This window comes from Pannonibacter sp. Q-1, assembly GCF_054073275.1.
Map to the genome: position 1 here is coordinate 655,451 of NZ_JBSXNB010000002.1, position 14,647 is coordinate 670,097.

Here is a 14,647-nt window from a genome sequence, read left to right on the forward strand (position 1 = left end):
GCCCGTTAAGGAATCAGAACAAGGGAATCAAACCACTCTGCCCTGCCCCGGTGCCGCTTGCGGGACCAATCAGGCCACTGCCGCCTGGCAGGGCTGCCAAACCTTCCTGCGGGAACGGTAAACACGGTGCAAACCCGTTCCCTCAAATGCACAGGGACGGCAGCTGGCCTGTTGCCCTCTGCCGTCCCCGGTCTTCTGACTGCGATTGCTGCGTCAATCGCGGAAGGTGATCACCGCCACGTTGCCCGACAGAGCGTCCTGATAGGCGCCTTCATAGGTCGGGTCATCCGGCTCGCCTTCCAGCACGCCGATCTGGTCGAGCTCGGCCTCGGCAAAGCCCTCCCCTGCCAGCGCTTCCAGCGTCTTGCGCACGGCGCTGTCGTCATCGGGGGCGGTCAGCATCACATGGATCGGCACCGCATCTTCCGGCCCGCCGTCCTCGCTGTCCCAGACCCGGCCAATCACCAGGAAGACCGTCGGCTCCAGCGGAGCATCATCGTCATTGCCAGCCATCACGGCCTCCTTCTTGATAAACGAAAGGCCGCACGGGTGGCGGCCTTTCTGGTTCATGGGTCCGGGGCCGCTTACTCGGCGGCGCCGGACAGATCCTCCAGCAGGCCTTCTGCGGCGCTGTCGCCCGAGCGCTTGCGGCGCTCGTCGAGGATCAGGTCGTCGCGGTGGGTCGCGATCTGACGGATGCGCTTCATCACGCCGCCGGTACCGGCCGGGATCAGACGGCCGACGATGACGTTCTCCTTCAGGCCGACCAGCGGGTCGATCTTGCCGTTGACGGCGGCGTCGGTGAGGACGCGCGTCGTCTCCTGGAAGGAGGCTGCCGAGAAGAACGACCGGGTCTGCAGGCTCGCCTTGGTGATACCCAGGAGAACCGGCACGCCCTTGGCCGGGGTCTTGGCGTCGTCGATGGCACGCTCATTCGCCTCGTCGAAGTCGAGCTGGTCGACCTGCTCGCCCGAGAAGAACTCGGTCTCGCCCGGATCCGTGATCTCGACCTTCTGCAGCATCTGGCGAACGATCACCTCGATGTGCTTGTCGTTGATCACCACGCCCTGCAGACGGTAGACTTCCTGGATCTCGTTGACGAGATAGGCCGCGAGCGCTTCCACGCCCTTGACCGCCAGAATGTCGTGCGGCGCCGGGTTGCCGTCGAGGATGTACTCACCCTTCTCGATGACATCGCCTTCCTGCAGATGGAAGTGCTTGCCCTTCGGGATCAGGTACTCGACCGGCTCCAGTGCCTCGTCATGCGGCTCCACGATGATGCGGCGCTTGTTCTTGTAATCGCGGCCGAAGCGGATGGTACCGCTGATTTCCGCGATGATGGCGTGGTCCTTCGGACGGCGCGCCTCGAACAGTTCCGCCACGCGGGGCAGACCACCGGTGATGTCCTTCGTCTTGGCGCTTTCCAGCGGGATACGTGCGAGCACGTCACCAGCCTTCACCCGGTTGCCCGGCTGCACCGACAGAATGGCGTCCACCGAAAGCAGCAGGCGGGCGTCGCCACCACGGGCCAGCTTGCAGATCGAGCCATTGGCGTCCTTGACGACAACCGCCGGCTTGAGATCCTGGCCGCGATGCGACGTGCGCCAGTCGATGACGACACGCTTGGTGATACCGGTCGCCTCGTCAGTGGTTTCCTGCACCGAAGCGCCGTCCACCAGGTCTTCGAAGTCGACCACACCATCCACTTCCGACAGCATCGGACGGGTGTAGGGGTCCCACTCGGCGATACGCTGGCCGCGCTTGACCGCATCGCCATCGTCCACCAGCAGCTTGGCGCCGTAGGTAACGCGATGGACAGCGCGCTCGTTGCCGTCACTGTCAACGACGATGAGCGACATGTTGCGCACCATGGCAATCAGGTTGCCATCGCTATCGCGGGTGGCGGCGCGGTTGCGGATCTTGATCGTGCCATCGACGTTGGATTCGATGAACGAGCTGTCCACCACCTGTGCCGTGCCACCGATGTGGAACGTGCGCATGGTCAGCTGGGTGCCCGGCTCACCGATCGACTGAGCGGCGATGACGCCGACAGCTTCACCGATGTTGACCGGCGTACCACGGGCAAGGTCACGGCCATAGCAGGTGCCGCAGACGCCCGTGACGGTCTGACAGGTCAGAACCGAACGGATCTTGATCTGCTGAACCTTGGCAGCCTCGATCAGCTCCACGTCCTTCTCGTCGATCATGCGGCCCTTCGGCACGATGATCTCGCCGGTTGCGTGGTTGTAGACGTCTTCTGCCGCCGTACGGCCGAGAACGCGCTGGCCAAGGCTTGCGATGACCTGACCGGCGTCCACGATCGCCTGAACGGTGATGCCGTTCTCGGAGCCGCAGTCGACTTCAAGGATGATCGAGTCCTGAGCCACGTCCACGAGGCGGCGGGTCAGGTAACCCGAGTTCGCCGTCTTGAGCGCGGTGTCAGCCAGACCCTTACGGGCGCCGTGGGTGGAGTTGAAGTACTCCAGAACCGACAGGCCTTCCTTGAAGTTCGAGATGATCGGGTTTTCGATGATCTCGCCCGACGGCTTGGCCATGAGGCCGCGCATGCCGGCAAGCTGCTTCATCTGGGCCGGAGAACCACGGGCACCCGAGTGGGACATCATGTAAACCGAGTTCATCGGCTTCTGACGGCCCGTCTCCTGATCGATCTGAACCGCCTGAATGCGCTTCATCATCTCATCAGCGATGCGGTCGGTGCACTTGGCCCAGGCGTCAACCACCTTGTTGTACTTCTCGCCCTGAGTGATCAGGCCGTCGTTGTACTGCTGCTCGTATTCGGCAACCATCGCGGCCGTCTCGCCCACCAGCTTCTGCTTGGTGTCCGGGATCACCATGTCGTCCTTGCCGAACGAGATGCCGGCGCTGCACGCATTGCGGAAACCGAGCTGCATGATGCGGTCGCAGAAAATGACCGTCTCCTTCTGACCGCAGGCGCGGTAGACGGTGTCGATCATGCGCGAGACTTCCTTCTTCGTCATCAGCCTGTTGCAGGTGTCGAAGGGAACCTCGTGATGCTTCGGCAGCAGTTCGGCAATCATCATGCGGCCCGGCGTCGTCTCGAAGATGCCGGAGGTCGGGTTGCCGTCAGCGTCGATCGAGCGGAAGCGTCCGCGGATCTTCGTGTGCAGCGTGATGACCTTGTTGGCCAGCGCGTGCTGGATCTCGCCCATGTTGCCGAAGGCCATGCCTTCGCCCGGCTCCTTCTCTGCCATGATCGACAGATAATAGAGACCCAGAACGATATCCTGAGACGGAACGATGATCGGGCCGCCGTTGGCCGGATGCAGGATGTTGTTGGTCGACATCATCAGCGTGCGGGCTTCCAGCTGGGCTTCCAGCGAAAGCGGCACGTGCACGGCCATCTGGTCACCGTCGAAGTCGGCGTTGAAAGCCGAGCAGACGAGCGGGTGCAGCTGGATGGCCTTGCCTTCGATCAGTGTCGGTTCGAACGCCTGGATGCCGAGACGGTGCAGCGTCGGCGCACGGTTCAGAAGAACCGGGTGCTCACGGATGACCTCGTCGAGGATATCCCAGACTTCCGGACGCTCCTTCTCCACCAGCTTCTTGGCCTGCTTGACGGTCGAGGAGAAGCCCTTCGCGTCGAGACGCGAATAGATGAAGGGCTTGAACAGCTCGAGAGCCATCTTCTTCGGCAGGCCGCACTGGTGCAGCTTCAGCTCCGGACCCACGGTGATCACCGAACGGCCGGAATAGTCGACGCGCTTGCCGAGCAGGTTCTGACGGAAGCGGCCCTGCTTGCCCTTGAGCATGTCGGACAGCGACTTCAGCGGACGCTTGTTGGCACCGGTGATGACACGGCCGCGGCGGCCGTTGTCGAACAGGGCGTCAACGGACTCCTGCAGCATGCGCTTTTCGTTGCGGATGATGATATCCGGCGCACGCAGCTCGATCAGGCGCTTCAGACGGTTGTTGCGGTTGATCACGCGGCGGTACAGATCGTTCAGATCCGACGTCGCGAAACGGCCGCCGTCCAGCGGAACAAGCGGGCGCAGATCCGGCGGGATCACCGGAATCACGGTCATGATCATCCATTCCGGACGGTTGCCCGACTCGGTGAAGGCTTCGATGACCTTGAGGCGCTTGGCCAGCTTCTTCGGCTTCAGCTCGGTGGTCGCTTCGGCGATCTCGACGCGCAGCTTCTCGCTTTCGCGCACCAGATCCAGCGACATCAGCATCTCGCGGATGGCTTCCGCGCCGATCATCGCCGTGAAGGCGTCCTCGCCGTACTCGTCCTGGGCGCTGATATACTCTTCCTCGCTCAGCAGCTGGTTCTGCTTCAGCGGGGTCAGGCCCGGCTCGAGAACAACATAGTTCTCGAAATAGAGCACGCGCTCCAGATCCTTCAGCGTCATGTCCAGCAGAAGGCCGATGCGGGAGGGCAGCGACTTCAGGAACCAGATATGCGCAACCGGGGCGGCCAGCTCGATGTGGCCCATGCGCTCGCGGCGCACGCGGCTCAGCGTCACTTCGACGCCGCACTTCTCACAGATGACGCCCTTGTACTTCATGCGCTTGTACTTGCCGCACAAGCATTCGTAGTCCTTGATCGGGCCAAAGATACGGGCGCAGAACAGACCATCACGCTCAGGCTTGAACGTGCGGTAGTTGATCGTCTCCGGCTTCTTGATCTCACCATAGGACCAAGACATGATCCGCTCGGGGCTGGCGAGAGAAATCCGGATCTGGTCGAAGGTCTGCGCAGGAGCCTGCTGGTTGAACAGGTTCATGACCTCATGATTCATGGGCTCTCTCCTTCGATGCACGGATGGGGAGCGGGCCGTGCCCACTCCCCTTTTCCTGCACTGTACGTCCTGTTTCAGTCTTTTTCATGCCCGCAGATCACTCTGCCGCGTCTGCCGCGGGCTCGTCGGTAATTGCGGTAAGGTCAGACTGCTGAAGTTCCACGTTGAGACCCAGCGACCGCATTTCCTTCACGAGAACGTTGAAGCTCTCCGGAATGCCGGCCTCGAACGTGTCATCACCACGGACAATAGCCTCGTAGACCTTCGTGCGGCCCGCAACGTCATCCGACTTCACGGTCAGCATTTCCTGCAGCGTGTAGGCAGCGCCATATGCTTCAAGGGCCCACACCTCCATTTCACCGAAGCGCTGGCCGCCGAACTGCGCCTTGCCACCCAGCGGCTGCTGGGTCACGAGCGAGTAAGGTCCAATCGAACGGGCGTGGATCTTGTCGTCCACGAGGTGGTGCAGCTTGAGCATGTAGATGTAACCCACGGTGACCTTGCGGTCGAAGGTTTCACCCGTCCGCCCGTCGTAGAGGGTCGACTGGCCGCTGGCGTCAAGGCCAGCTGCGTCGAGCATCTCCACGATGTCCGGCTCATGCGCGCCGTCGAAGACCGGCGTTGCAATCGAAACGCCCTTCTTCAGCTGTTCGGCAAGACGCAGGACGCTCTCGTCATCGTAACGCTTAACCGCATCGCCCTTGATGTTGTCGCCGTAGAGTTCGTGGATCTCGCCCTTCAGAGCTTGGATCTCACCCGTCTTGCGGTACTCATCATAGAGCTCGCCGATCTTGCGGCCCATGCCTGCGCAGGCCCACCCAAGGTGGGTCTCGAGGATCTGGCCGACGTTCATGCGCGACGGCACGCCCAGCGGGTTGAGCACGATGTCGACATGCGTGCCGTCCGCCAGGAACGGCATGTCCTCGTTCGGGTTGATCTTGGAGACCACGCCCTTGTTGCCGTGACGGCCGGCCATCTTGTCGCCCGGCTGGATCTTGCGCTTCACGGCGACGAAGACCTTGACCATCTTCATGACGCCCGGGGGCAGCTCGTCACCGCGCTGCAGCTTCTCCACCTTGTCGATGAAACGCTGCTCGAGGCGCTTGCGGCTTTCGTCATACTGGCCACGCAGAGCTTCCACTTCGCTCATGAACTTTTCATCGTCCATGGCAAACTGCCACCACTGCGAACGCGGGTATTCGCCAAGGACATCACCGGTCAGGTTGGTGTCCTTCTTGAAGCCCTTCGGGCCGGCAATGGCGGTCTTGCCCAGCAGCATCTCGGCCAGACGGCCATAGACGTTGCGGTCAAGGATTGCCTGCTCGTCGTCGCGGTCCTTGGCCAGGCGCTCGATTTCCTCGCGCTCGATGGCCATCGCACGCTCGTCCTTCTCGACGCCGTGACGGTTGAACACGCGCACTTCCACGACCGTGCCGGCAACGCCGGGCGGCAGACGCAGGGAGGTGTCGCGGACGTCCGAAGCCTTTTCACCGAAGATGGCACGCAGAAGCTTTTCTTCCGGCGTCATCGGGCTTTCGCCCTTCGGCGTGATCTTGCCGACGAGGATGTCGCCCGGCTTCACTTCGGCGCCGATGTAGACGATGCCGGCTTCGTCGAGGTTCTTCAGCGCTTCTTCCGAGACGTTCGGAATGTCGCGCGTGATTTCTTCCGGTCCGAGCTTGGTGTCACGGGCGGCGACTTCAAACTCTTCCAGATGGATCGAGGTGAAGACGTCATCGGACACGATGCGTTCGGACAGGAGGATGGAGTCCTCGAAGTTGTAGCCGTTCCACGGCATGAACGCGACGAGCACGTTGCGGCCGAGGGCCAGATCGCCCAGATCCGTCGACGGGCCGTCAGCAATGATGTCACCCTTGGAGATGACGTCACCGACGCGGACCAGCGGACGCTGGTTGATACAGGTGTTCTGGTTGGAACGCTGGAACTTCATCAGGCGGTAGATGTCGACGCCCGACTTGGACGGATCGAGATCTTCCGTGGCGCGGATAACGATACGGGTCGCATCCACCTGGTCGACCACACCGCCGCGGCGGGCACCGATGGCAGCGCCGGAGTCACGGGCCACGATCGGCTCCATGCCGGTGCCGACGAACGGCGCTTCGGCGCGCACCAGCGGCACGGCCTGACGCTGCATGTTCGAGCCCATGAGCGCGCGGTTGGCGTCGTCGTTTTCCAGGAACGGAATGAGCGCGGCAGCGACCGAAACCAGCTGCTTCGGCGACACGTCCATCAGGTCCACGCGGTCGGACGGAACGAGCATGTTTTCACCGGCATGACGGCAGGTGACCAGCTCTTCCACCAGACGGTTGCCCTCGTCGAGGACAGCGTTGGACTGGGCGACGTAGTGCTTGGCTTCTTCCATGGCCGAGAGATAGACGACCTCGTCGGAGACGATGCCATCGCGCACCTTGCGGTACGGGCTCTCGATAAAGCCGTACTTGTTCACGCGGGCGAAGGTCGCCAGCGAGTTGATCAGACCGATGTTCGGGCCTTCCGGCGTCTCGATCGGGCAGATACGGCCATAGTGGGTCGGATGCACGTCGCGGACTTCGAAGCCGGCGCGCTCACGCGTCAGACCGCCCGGTCCAAGAGCCGACAGGCGGCGCTTGTGCGTCACTTCGGACAGCGGGTTGGTCTGGTCCATGAACTGGCTGAGCTGCGAGGAGCCGAAGAACTCGCGCACGGCAGCTGCGGCCGGCTTGGCGTTGATCAGGTCCTGCGGCATGACCGTGTCGATGTCGACAGAGCTCATGCGCTCCTTGATCGCACGTTCCATGCGCAGCAGGCCGACGCGGTACTGGTTCTCCATGAGTTCGCCGACCGAACGCACACGGCGGTTGCCGAGGTTGTCGATGTCGTCGATCTCGCCCTTGCCGTCGCGCAGGTCGAGCAGCAGCCGGATCACGGCCAGGATGTCTTCCTTGCGCAGGGTGCGCACGGTGTCCGGGCAGGTCAGGTCGAGGCGCATGTTCATCTTGACGCGGCCGACCGCAGACAGGTCGTAACGCTCGGCGTCAAAGAACAGCGACTGGAACATCGCTTCAGCGGAATCCAGGGTGGGCGGCTCGCCCGGACGCATCACGCGGTAGATGTCGAACAGCGCATCTTCACGGCTCTCGTTCTTGTCCGCAGCAAGCGTGTTGCGGACATAAGCGCCGGTGTTGATGTGGTCGATATCGAGAACGGTCAGGTCCTCGTAGCCGCGCTGGATCAGCTCGTCGAGCAGCTTGGCGCTGATCTCGTCACCGGCTTCAGCGTAGATCTCGCCGGTCACGAAGTCGACGACGTCCTCGGCCAGATACTGGCCGTGCAGGTCTTCGTCGGTCACCTTCAGGGCCTTGACGCCCTTTTCGGTGAGCTGCTTGATCGTGCGTGCGGTGACCTTGCGGCCGGCTTCGATCACGACTTCGCCGGTGTCGGCGTCGATCAGATCGTAGGAAGCCTTGTTGCCCTTGAGGCGGTCGCCGTCGAACGGCATGCGCCAGGAACCCTTGCCCGCGCGCGAATATTCGATGCGCTGGTAGAAGGTGTTCAGGATCTCTTCGCCGTCGAGGCCGAGGGCCATCAGCAGGGAGGTGACCGGAATCTTGCGGCGGCGGTCGATACGCGCATAGACGATGTCCTTGGCGTCGAACTCGATGTCGAGCCAGGAACCGCGGTACGGGATCACGCGGGCAGCAAACAGCAGCTTGCCGCTGGAATGGGTCTTGCCCTTGTCATGATCGAAGAACACGCCCGGGGAACGGTGCATCTGGGACACGATGACGCGCTCGGTGCCGTTCACGACGAACGTACCGTTCTCGGTCATGAAGGGGATGTCCCCCATGTAGACGTCCTGCTCCTTGATGTCCTTGACGGACTTGGCGCCGGTGTCTTCATCGACATCGAACACGATCAGGCGCAGGGTCACCTTCAGCGGGGCAGCAAAGGTCATGCTGCGCTGACGGCACTCCTCGACGTCGTACTTGGGCTGTTCGAATTCGAACTTGACGAATTCAAGCAGGGCCGTTCCGGCAAAATCGGAAATCGGGAAAACAGAGTTGAAGACCGCCTGGAGGCCTTCATCGGGACGGCCGCCCTTGGGCTCCTCAACCTGCAGGAACTGGTCGTAGGAAGCCTTCTGAACCTCGATGAGGTTGGGCATTTCCGTTACATCGCGGATCGATCCGAAGAATTTCCGGACACGCTTGCGACCGTTGAACGTTAGGGTCATTGTCGCTCCTCGTTCGTATCGCCTTGGGTGACGGCTGTCCGCAACGCCCCTTGTCCAATCGGGCAGCTTCGCCCGGGCGCTTCGGATAACCGTCCCCTATTCGGGACTAATGCCCCGGAAACGGGTTATACCCGCCGGGGCCAGGAAACGGTCCCGGTTGCCCGGGACCGCCTTGGATCTTTCGATCCTATTACTTGAGCTCGACCTTGGCGCCAGCCTCTTCGAGCTTCTTCTTGAGGTCTTCGGCTTCAGCCTTGGAGACCTGCTCCTTGACAACCTTCGGAGCGCCTTCGACGAGCTCCTTGGCTTCCTTCAGGCCGAGGCCGGTGATGGCGCGGACTTCCTTGATCACGTTGATCTTCTTGTCGCCAGCGTCAGCGAGAACGACGTCGAATTCGGTCTGCTCTTCAACAGCAGCAGCCGGAGCAGCAGCAACGGCAGCAACAGCCACCGGAGCTGCGGCGGACACGCCCCACTTCTCTTCGAGCATCTTGGACAGCTCAGCAGCTTCCATGACGGTCAGGGCGGACAGATCTTCAACGAGCTTTTCGAGGTTAGCCATTTCTTATGTACCTTACGTTCGAACCAAATGCTTGGTTACAGACAGTGTATTGCTTAGGGGGCGCCTTATGCGGCCTCGTCCTTCTTGGCATACGCGCCGAAAACGCGGGCGAGCTGCCCGGCCGGTGCGTTGACAACCTGGGCGATGCGGGATGCCGGGGTCTGGATCATGCCCACCAGCTTTGCGCGCAGCTCATCGAGCGACGGCATCGTGGCGAGAGACTTGACGCCTTCCGCATTCAGGTTGGTCTTGCCGAGAGCACCGCCGAGGATGACGAACTTGTCCGTCGTCTTGGCGAATTCCACCATGGCCTTGGGAGCCGCGACCGGATCTTCCGAATAGGCGATCAGGGTCGGGCCCGTGAAGAGGCCATTGATGTGCTCAAGGTCAGTGCCTTGAAGGGCAAGCTTTACAAGGCGGTTCTTTGCAACCTTTACGGTGCCGCCGGCGTCACGCACTTTCAACCGCAGCGCGGTCATCTGTGCAACCGAGAGACCCGCATAGTGCGCGACGACCACAACCGAAGTGCTACCCAGCTCTTCGTTGAGGGCGGTCACGAACTCGTGCTTTTCCGCTCTTTCCACTTGCCTACTCCATTTGATGGCGTTTCCGCCACCGGTTTGCCTTTGCCGCCAGCTTGACGGTGCGGGGAAGCCCCGTACCGCGTCACAGGCGACGCTCAGGGTTTCCTGTCCCCTCACCTCGCTTGGAGCGCGGCAAGGCATCTGGTTCGAACCGTTGCAAAACCCGGCAAGCCGGAAACAAACTGGTTCTCACCCATCTATGCAGGCCCATTCGGCTTAGACCGGTTTCCCGGCACCTGCAGTCTCGGACAGGGATGATCCGGTACGGGACCGGACCAGTGCCTCCCGGCAGAACCGGGAGGAACCTCTTGGATGCGGTGCGGGCCGGAGCGTCAACTCCAGGCCGGTCACGCCGCTGCGGCCAGCGCGAAACCCGGCAGTAAGCCCTGCCGGGTCTGCAGCATCAGCCGTTGATCGAAGCCAGGTCGACCTTGACGCCCGGGCCCATCGTAGACGACAGGGCAACACGGCGCATGTACTGGCCCTTGGAACCGCTCGGCTTGGCCTTCTGGACGGCATCCACGAGAGCGCGGATGTTCTCGACCAGGGCGTCCTGGGTGAAGGAGACCTTGCCAACGCCGGCGTGGATGATACCAGCCTTCTCGACGCGGAACTGCACGGCGCCGCCCTTGGCGTCACGCACGGCCGAAGCCACGTCCGGGGTCACTGTGCCGACCTTGGGGTTCGGCATCAGGCCGCGCGGGCCAAGCACCTTACCAAGACGGCCGACCAGCGGCATCATGTCCGGGGTTGCAATGCAGCGGTCGAAGTCGATCTTGCCGCCCTGCACTTCGTTGACCAGCTCTTCGGCGCCAACGATGTCTGCGCCGGCAGCCTTGGCTTCTTCAGCCTTGTCGCCACGGGCAAACACGGCGACGCGAACGGTCTTGCCGGTGCCGTTCGGCAGCACGCAGACGCCGCGGACCATCTGGTCAGCGTGACGCGGGTCAACGCCGAGGTTGATCGCAACTTCGATGGTTTCGTCGAACTTCACCTTGGCGCGGTCCTTGAGCAGGGTCAGGGCTTCGCCGAGGGCGTAGGTCTTGTTGCTGTCGATGCCTTCACGAGCAGCACGGATACGCTTGCCAATCTTCGCCATGATCTTACTCCGTGACCTCGAGGCCCATCGAACGGGCAGAACCCTCAACCATGCGCATCGCCGCTTCCACGTCGTTCGCGTTGAGGTCCTTCATCTTGGCGGTGGCGATTTCACGCACCTGCGCCTTGTTCACCTTGCCAACCGTGCCGCGGCCCGGGGTCTTGGAACCGGACTTCAGACCAGCAGCCTTCTTCAGGAAGAAGCTGACCGGAGCGGTCTTGATCTGGAAGGTGAAGGACTTGTCGGAGAAATAGGTGATCACGACCGGGCACGGAGCGCCCTTCTCGATATCCTGGGTCTGCGCGTTGAACGCCTTGCAGAATTCCATGATGTTGAGGCCGCGCTGACCCAGCGCGGGACCGATCGGGGGCGACGGCGTAGCGGAGCCGGCTGCCACCTGCAGCTTGATGTAACCTTCGATTTTCTTCGCCATTATACTCTCCTAGCGAGTAAGCCGGATAAACCGGCATTCAGGAGCGGGTGGTCTGGCTTGACACGCCCGGCGTAGGCGCGCCTTACCTGCCACCCTCTTCTGCGCGAAGGCCATGATGGCCTCCATGCAGCTTTGGCCGCCCGTGGGCGGCCAGCTTGATCAGACCTTGTCGACCTGACCAAATTCCAGTTCGACCGGCGTCGGGCGGCCAAAGATCGACACGGCAACCTTGAGGCGCGCGCGCTCTTCGTCCACTTCCTCGACGAGGCCGGAGAAGGAGGCAAACGGGCCGTCCGATACGCGGACCTGCTCGCCAACCTCGAAACTGACCGACGGCTTCGGCCGGTCGACACCTTCCTGAACCTGGCTCAGGATGCGGCGCGCCTCGGCCTCCGAAATCGGAACGGGCCTCTGCTCGGAACCGAGGAAGCCACTGACCTTGGGGGTGTTCTTGATCAGATGGAACGCCTCGTCGGTCATGTCCATCTTCACCAGAACGTAGCCCGGGAAGAATTTGCGTTCGGCATCGACCTTGCGCCCGCGGCGCACTTCGACGACCTTTTCCATCGGAACGAGGATTTCCTCGAACAGGTCAGAAAGCCCCTTCTGGGCAGCTTTCTCGCGGATGGACTCGGCTACCTTCTTCTCGAAATTGGAGTAGGCATGCACAATGTACCAGCGCTTGGCCATGACCTCAGTTCCGTTTCCTGTCTCGTGAAACCTTGCAGGCGTCAACCGCCCACGCCGAGGAGCAAGCCAATGCCCCAGCTCATCAGCTGATCCGCCAGAAGAAAGAAGATGGAGGCAAGCACCACCATCACAAAGACCATGACAGTCGTCACGGCCGTTTCCTTGCGGGTCGGCCAGGTCACCTTGGCAGCTTCGGAGCGAACCTGCTGGATAAACGTAAAGGGATTGCTCTTGGCCATTCCGGTTCCGGTCTTGTCACGACGAGCGGGCGCGCAGAATCATCCGCGCGCCCCGCCCGAGTGGTCCTCAATAAGGCCTCGGCGGCCAATATTCAAGAACAAAATGGCAGGGGCAGCAGGGCTCGAACCCGCGACCTGCGGTTTTGGAGACCGCCGCTCTACCAACTGAGCTATACCCCTGCACGGACGGGACCTGAAGTTCCGTCCAAACCTGTTCTTATCTCCGGTTCAGGCAACCCGCAAGGGGTTGTTCAAGTCCGGAGGGGAAGGCGCCGGATGAGCCGGCGCCCGCCATCATCACTCGATGATCGATGCCACCACGCCGGCGCCGACGGTACGGCCACCTTCGCGGATAGCGAAGCGCAGGCCGTCTTCCATGGCGATCGGAACGATCAGCGTCACGACGACCGAGATGTTGTCGCCCGGCATCACCATTTCCGTGCCTTCCGGCAGCTCAACGATGCCCGTCACGTCCGTCGTGCGGAAGTAGAACTGCGGACGGTAGTTCGTGAAGAACGGCGTATGACGGCCGCCTTCTTCCTTCGTCAGGATGTAGGCTTCGGCCTTGAACTTCTTGTGCGGCTTAACCGAACCCGGCTTGCACAGAACCTGACCACGCTCAACGTCCTCACGGCCAACGCCACGGATCAGCGCGCCGATGTTGTCGCCTGCCTGACCCTGGTCCAGAAGCTTGCGGAACATCTCAACGCCGGTCACGGTCGTCTTCTTGGTGTCGCGGATGCCGACGATCTCGACTTCCTCACCCACCTTCACGATGCCGCGCTCGACACGGCCGGTCACCACGGTGCCACGGCCGGAGATCGAGAACACGTCTTCGATCGGCATCAGGAACGGCATGTCGATCGGACGGTCCGGCGTCGGGATGTACGCGTCAACGGCGTCCATCAGAGCGCGGATGGCGTCACGGCCGATGTTGGCGTCGCGGTTTTCAACCGCAGCCAGAGCCGAGCCCTTGACGATCGGAATGTCGTCGCCCGGGAAGTCATACGAGGACAGCAGCTCGCGCAGCTCCATCTCGACGAGATCCAGAAGCTCTTCGTCGTCGACCTGGTCGACCTTGTTCATGAACACCACCAGAGCCGGCACGCCGACCTGACGGGCGAGCAGGATGTGCTCGCGGGTCTGCGGCATCGGGCCGTCAGCGGCCGAGCACACCAGGATCGCGCCGTCCATCTGGGCAGCACCGGTGATCATGTTCTTGACGTAGTCGGCGTGACCCGGGCAGTCAACGTGAGCGTAGTGACGGTTTGCCGTCTCATACTCAACGTGTGCCGTCGAGATCGTGATGCCGCGCGCCTTTTCTTCCGGCGCTGCGTCGATCTGGTCATAGGCCTTGGCAACCGCGCCGCCGGTCTCAGCCAGCGTCATCGTGATCGCCGCGGTCAGCGTCGTCTTGCCGTGGTCAACGTGGCCGATCGTGCCAATGTTCACGTGCGGCTTCGTGCGCTCAAACTTTTCCTTCGCCATCGGCGTCGCTCTCTATCTGTTACGCAGTTCAGTCGTCAGGTTCGAGGCGGGACGCTTTCCGGCGGCACCGGCAGCCATTCCAGGCGCCGCGGCCAATACGAATTGCTTCCCGTTCTTTCCAGGACCCTGAGCGAGCGAAGCCCGCACCGGTCAATCTGATCGGCACCCAGTGATGGAGCGGGTGAAGGGAATCGAACCCTCGTCATCAGCTTGGAAGGCTGCTGCTCTACCATTGAGCTACACCCGCTGACCCGGACTTCGGGAGACGATGGTGGAGGAGGTTGGATTCGAACCAACGTAGGCTTAGCCAACGGATTTACAGTCCGTCCCCTTTAGCCACTCGGGCACTCCTCCATTCCGTCGAGCCTCTGTCCGAAGCAGTCAGGATGGCTTCACAGACCGCCCCGTCCAACCGGCCGGGGTGTCCTGTGGCGCGTGTTATGCAGATAGGGTTCCCTGCTGTCAACGCCGATTTGGATTTCTTTCAAGAAAATTCGCCGTCAGCCGATTTTCCGCTTCGCCGGTTCTGCGGGG

General features: G+C 62.1%; 10 protein-coding genes and 3 tRNA genes. All 13 read right to left on the reverse strand.

Going from position 1 to position 14,647, the window contains the following annotated elements; genetic code table 11:
* Positions 1–213: 213 nt before the first annotated feature.
* Complete coding sequence (locus tag ACVNHC_RS07035) at positions 214–513, reverse strand: hypothetical protein (RefSeq protein ID WP_050475501.1); 300 nt, start codon at positions 511–513, stop codon at positions 214–216.
* A 71-nt stretch (positions 514–584) separates the two neighbouring features.
* Positions 585–4,784: a DNA-directed RNA polymerase subunit beta' gene (gene rpoC / locus ACVNHC_RS07040; protein ID WP_058900186.1), complete on the reverse strand. Its 4,200-nt coding sequence runs from the start codon at positions 4,782–4,784 to the stop codon at positions 585–587.
* 97 nt (positions 4,785–4,881) lie between these two features.
* Positions 4,882–9,018, reverse strand: a complete 4,137-nt coding sequence (gene rpoB / locus ACVNHC_RS07045; RefSeq protein ID WP_058900187.1) for a DNA-directed RNA polymerase subunit beta — start codon at positions 9,016–9,018, stop codon at positions 4,882–4,884.
* Positions 9,019–9,208: 190 nt separating this feature from the next.
* The gene (gene rplL / locus ACVNHC_RS07050; protein ID WP_019966695.1) at positions 9,209–9,580 is read right to left on the reverse strand and encodes a 50S ribosomal protein L7/L12; all 372 of its coding nucleotides are present in this window, start codon (positions 9,578–9,580) and stop codon (positions 9,209–9,211) included.
* A gap of 65 nt (positions 9,581–9,645) precedes the next feature.
* Positions 9,646–10,164, reverse strand: a complete 519-nt coding sequence (rplJ, locus tag ACVNHC_RS07055) for a 50S ribosomal protein L10 (RefSeq protein WP_050475500.1) — start codon at positions 10,162–10,164, stop codon at positions 9,646–9,648.
* Between the two features lie 403 nt (positions 10,165–10,567).
* Positions 10,568–11,263, reverse strand: coding sequence for a 50S ribosomal protein L1 (rplA, locus tag ACVNHC_RS07060; protein WP_019966697.1), 696 nt, complete (start codon positions 11,261–11,263; stop codon positions 10,568–10,570).
* Between the two features lie 4 nt (positions 11,264–11,267).
* Positions 11,268–11,696, reverse strand: a complete 429-nt coding sequence (gene rplK, locus ACVNHC_RS07065; RefSeq protein WP_019966698.1) for a 50S ribosomal protein L11 — start codon at positions 11,694–11,696, stop codon at positions 11,268–11,270.
* Between the two features lie 159 nt (positions 11,697–11,855).
* Entirely contained in the window at positions 11,856–12,386 is a 531-nt protein-coding gene (gene nusG, locus ACVNHC_RS07070; protein ID WP_430512646.1) for a transcription termination/antitermination protein NusG, read from the reverse strand.
* Positions 12,387–12,427: 41 nt separating this feature from the next.
* Entirely contained in the window at positions 12,428–12,625 is a 198-nt protein-coding gene (gene secE / locus ACVNHC_RS07075; RefSeq protein WP_019966700.1) for a preprotein translocase subunit SecE, read from the reverse strand.
* Between the two features lie 104 nt (positions 12,626–12,729).
* Positions 12,730–12,805 (reverse strand) — tRNA-Trp (locus ACVNHC_RS07080).
* A 117-nt stretch (positions 12,806–12,922) separates the two neighbouring features.
* Positions 12,923–14,113 carry an elongation factor Tu gene (tuf, locus tag ACVNHC_RS07085; RefSeq protein WP_058900184.1) on the reverse strand — a complete coding sequence of 397 codons (1,191 nt, stop codon included), beginning with the start codon at positions 14,111–14,113 and terminating at the stop codon, positions 12,923–12,925.
* A 173-nt stretch (positions 14,114–14,286) separates the two neighbouring features.
* A tRNA-Gly gene (locus ACVNHC_RS07090) sits at positions 14,287–14,360 on the reverse strand.
* Positions 14,361–14,382: 22 nt separating this feature from the next.
* A tRNA-Tyr gene (locus ACVNHC_RS07095) sits at positions 14,383–14,467 on the reverse strand.
* Positions 14,468–14,647 lie beyond the last annotated feature (180 nt).

Bases quoted from the DNA above. Each gene is read 5' to 3' on its own strand.
- ACVNHC_RS07035 (WP_050475501.1), bottom strand. From the start codon at position 513: ATGGCTGGCAATGACGATGATGCTCCGCTGGAGCCGACGGTCTTCCTG.
- rpoC (WP_058900186.1), bottom strand. From the start codon at position 4,784: ATGAATCATGAGGTCATGAACCTGTTCAACCAGCAGGCTCCTGCGCAG.
- rpoB (WP_058900187.1), bottom strand. From the start codon at position 9,018: ATGACCCTAACGTTCAACGGTCGCAAGCGTGTCCGGAAATTCTTCGGA.
- rplL (WP_019966695.1), bottom strand. From the start codon at position 9,580: ATGGCTAACCTCGAAAAGCTCGTTGAAGATCTGTCCGCCCTGACCGTC.
- rplA (WP_019966697.1), bottom strand. From the start codon at position 11,263: ATGGCGAAGATTGGCAAGCGTATCCGTGCTGCTCGTGAAGGCATCGAC.
- rplK (WP_019966698.1), bottom strand. From the start codon at position 11,696: ATGGCGAAGAAAATCGAAGGTTACATCAAGCTGCAGGTGGCAGCCGGC.
- nusG (WP_430512646.1), bottom strand. From the start codon at position 12,386: ATGGCCAAGCGCTGGTACATTGTGCATGCCTACTCCAATTTCGAGAAG.
- secE (WP_019966700.1), bottom strand. From the start codon at position 12,625: ATGGCCAAGAGCAATCCCTTTACGTTTATCCAGCAGGTTCGCTCCGAA.
- tuf (WP_058900184.1), bottom strand. From the start codon at position 14,113: ATGGCGAAGGAAAAGTTTGAGCGCACGAAGCCGCACGTGAACATTGGC.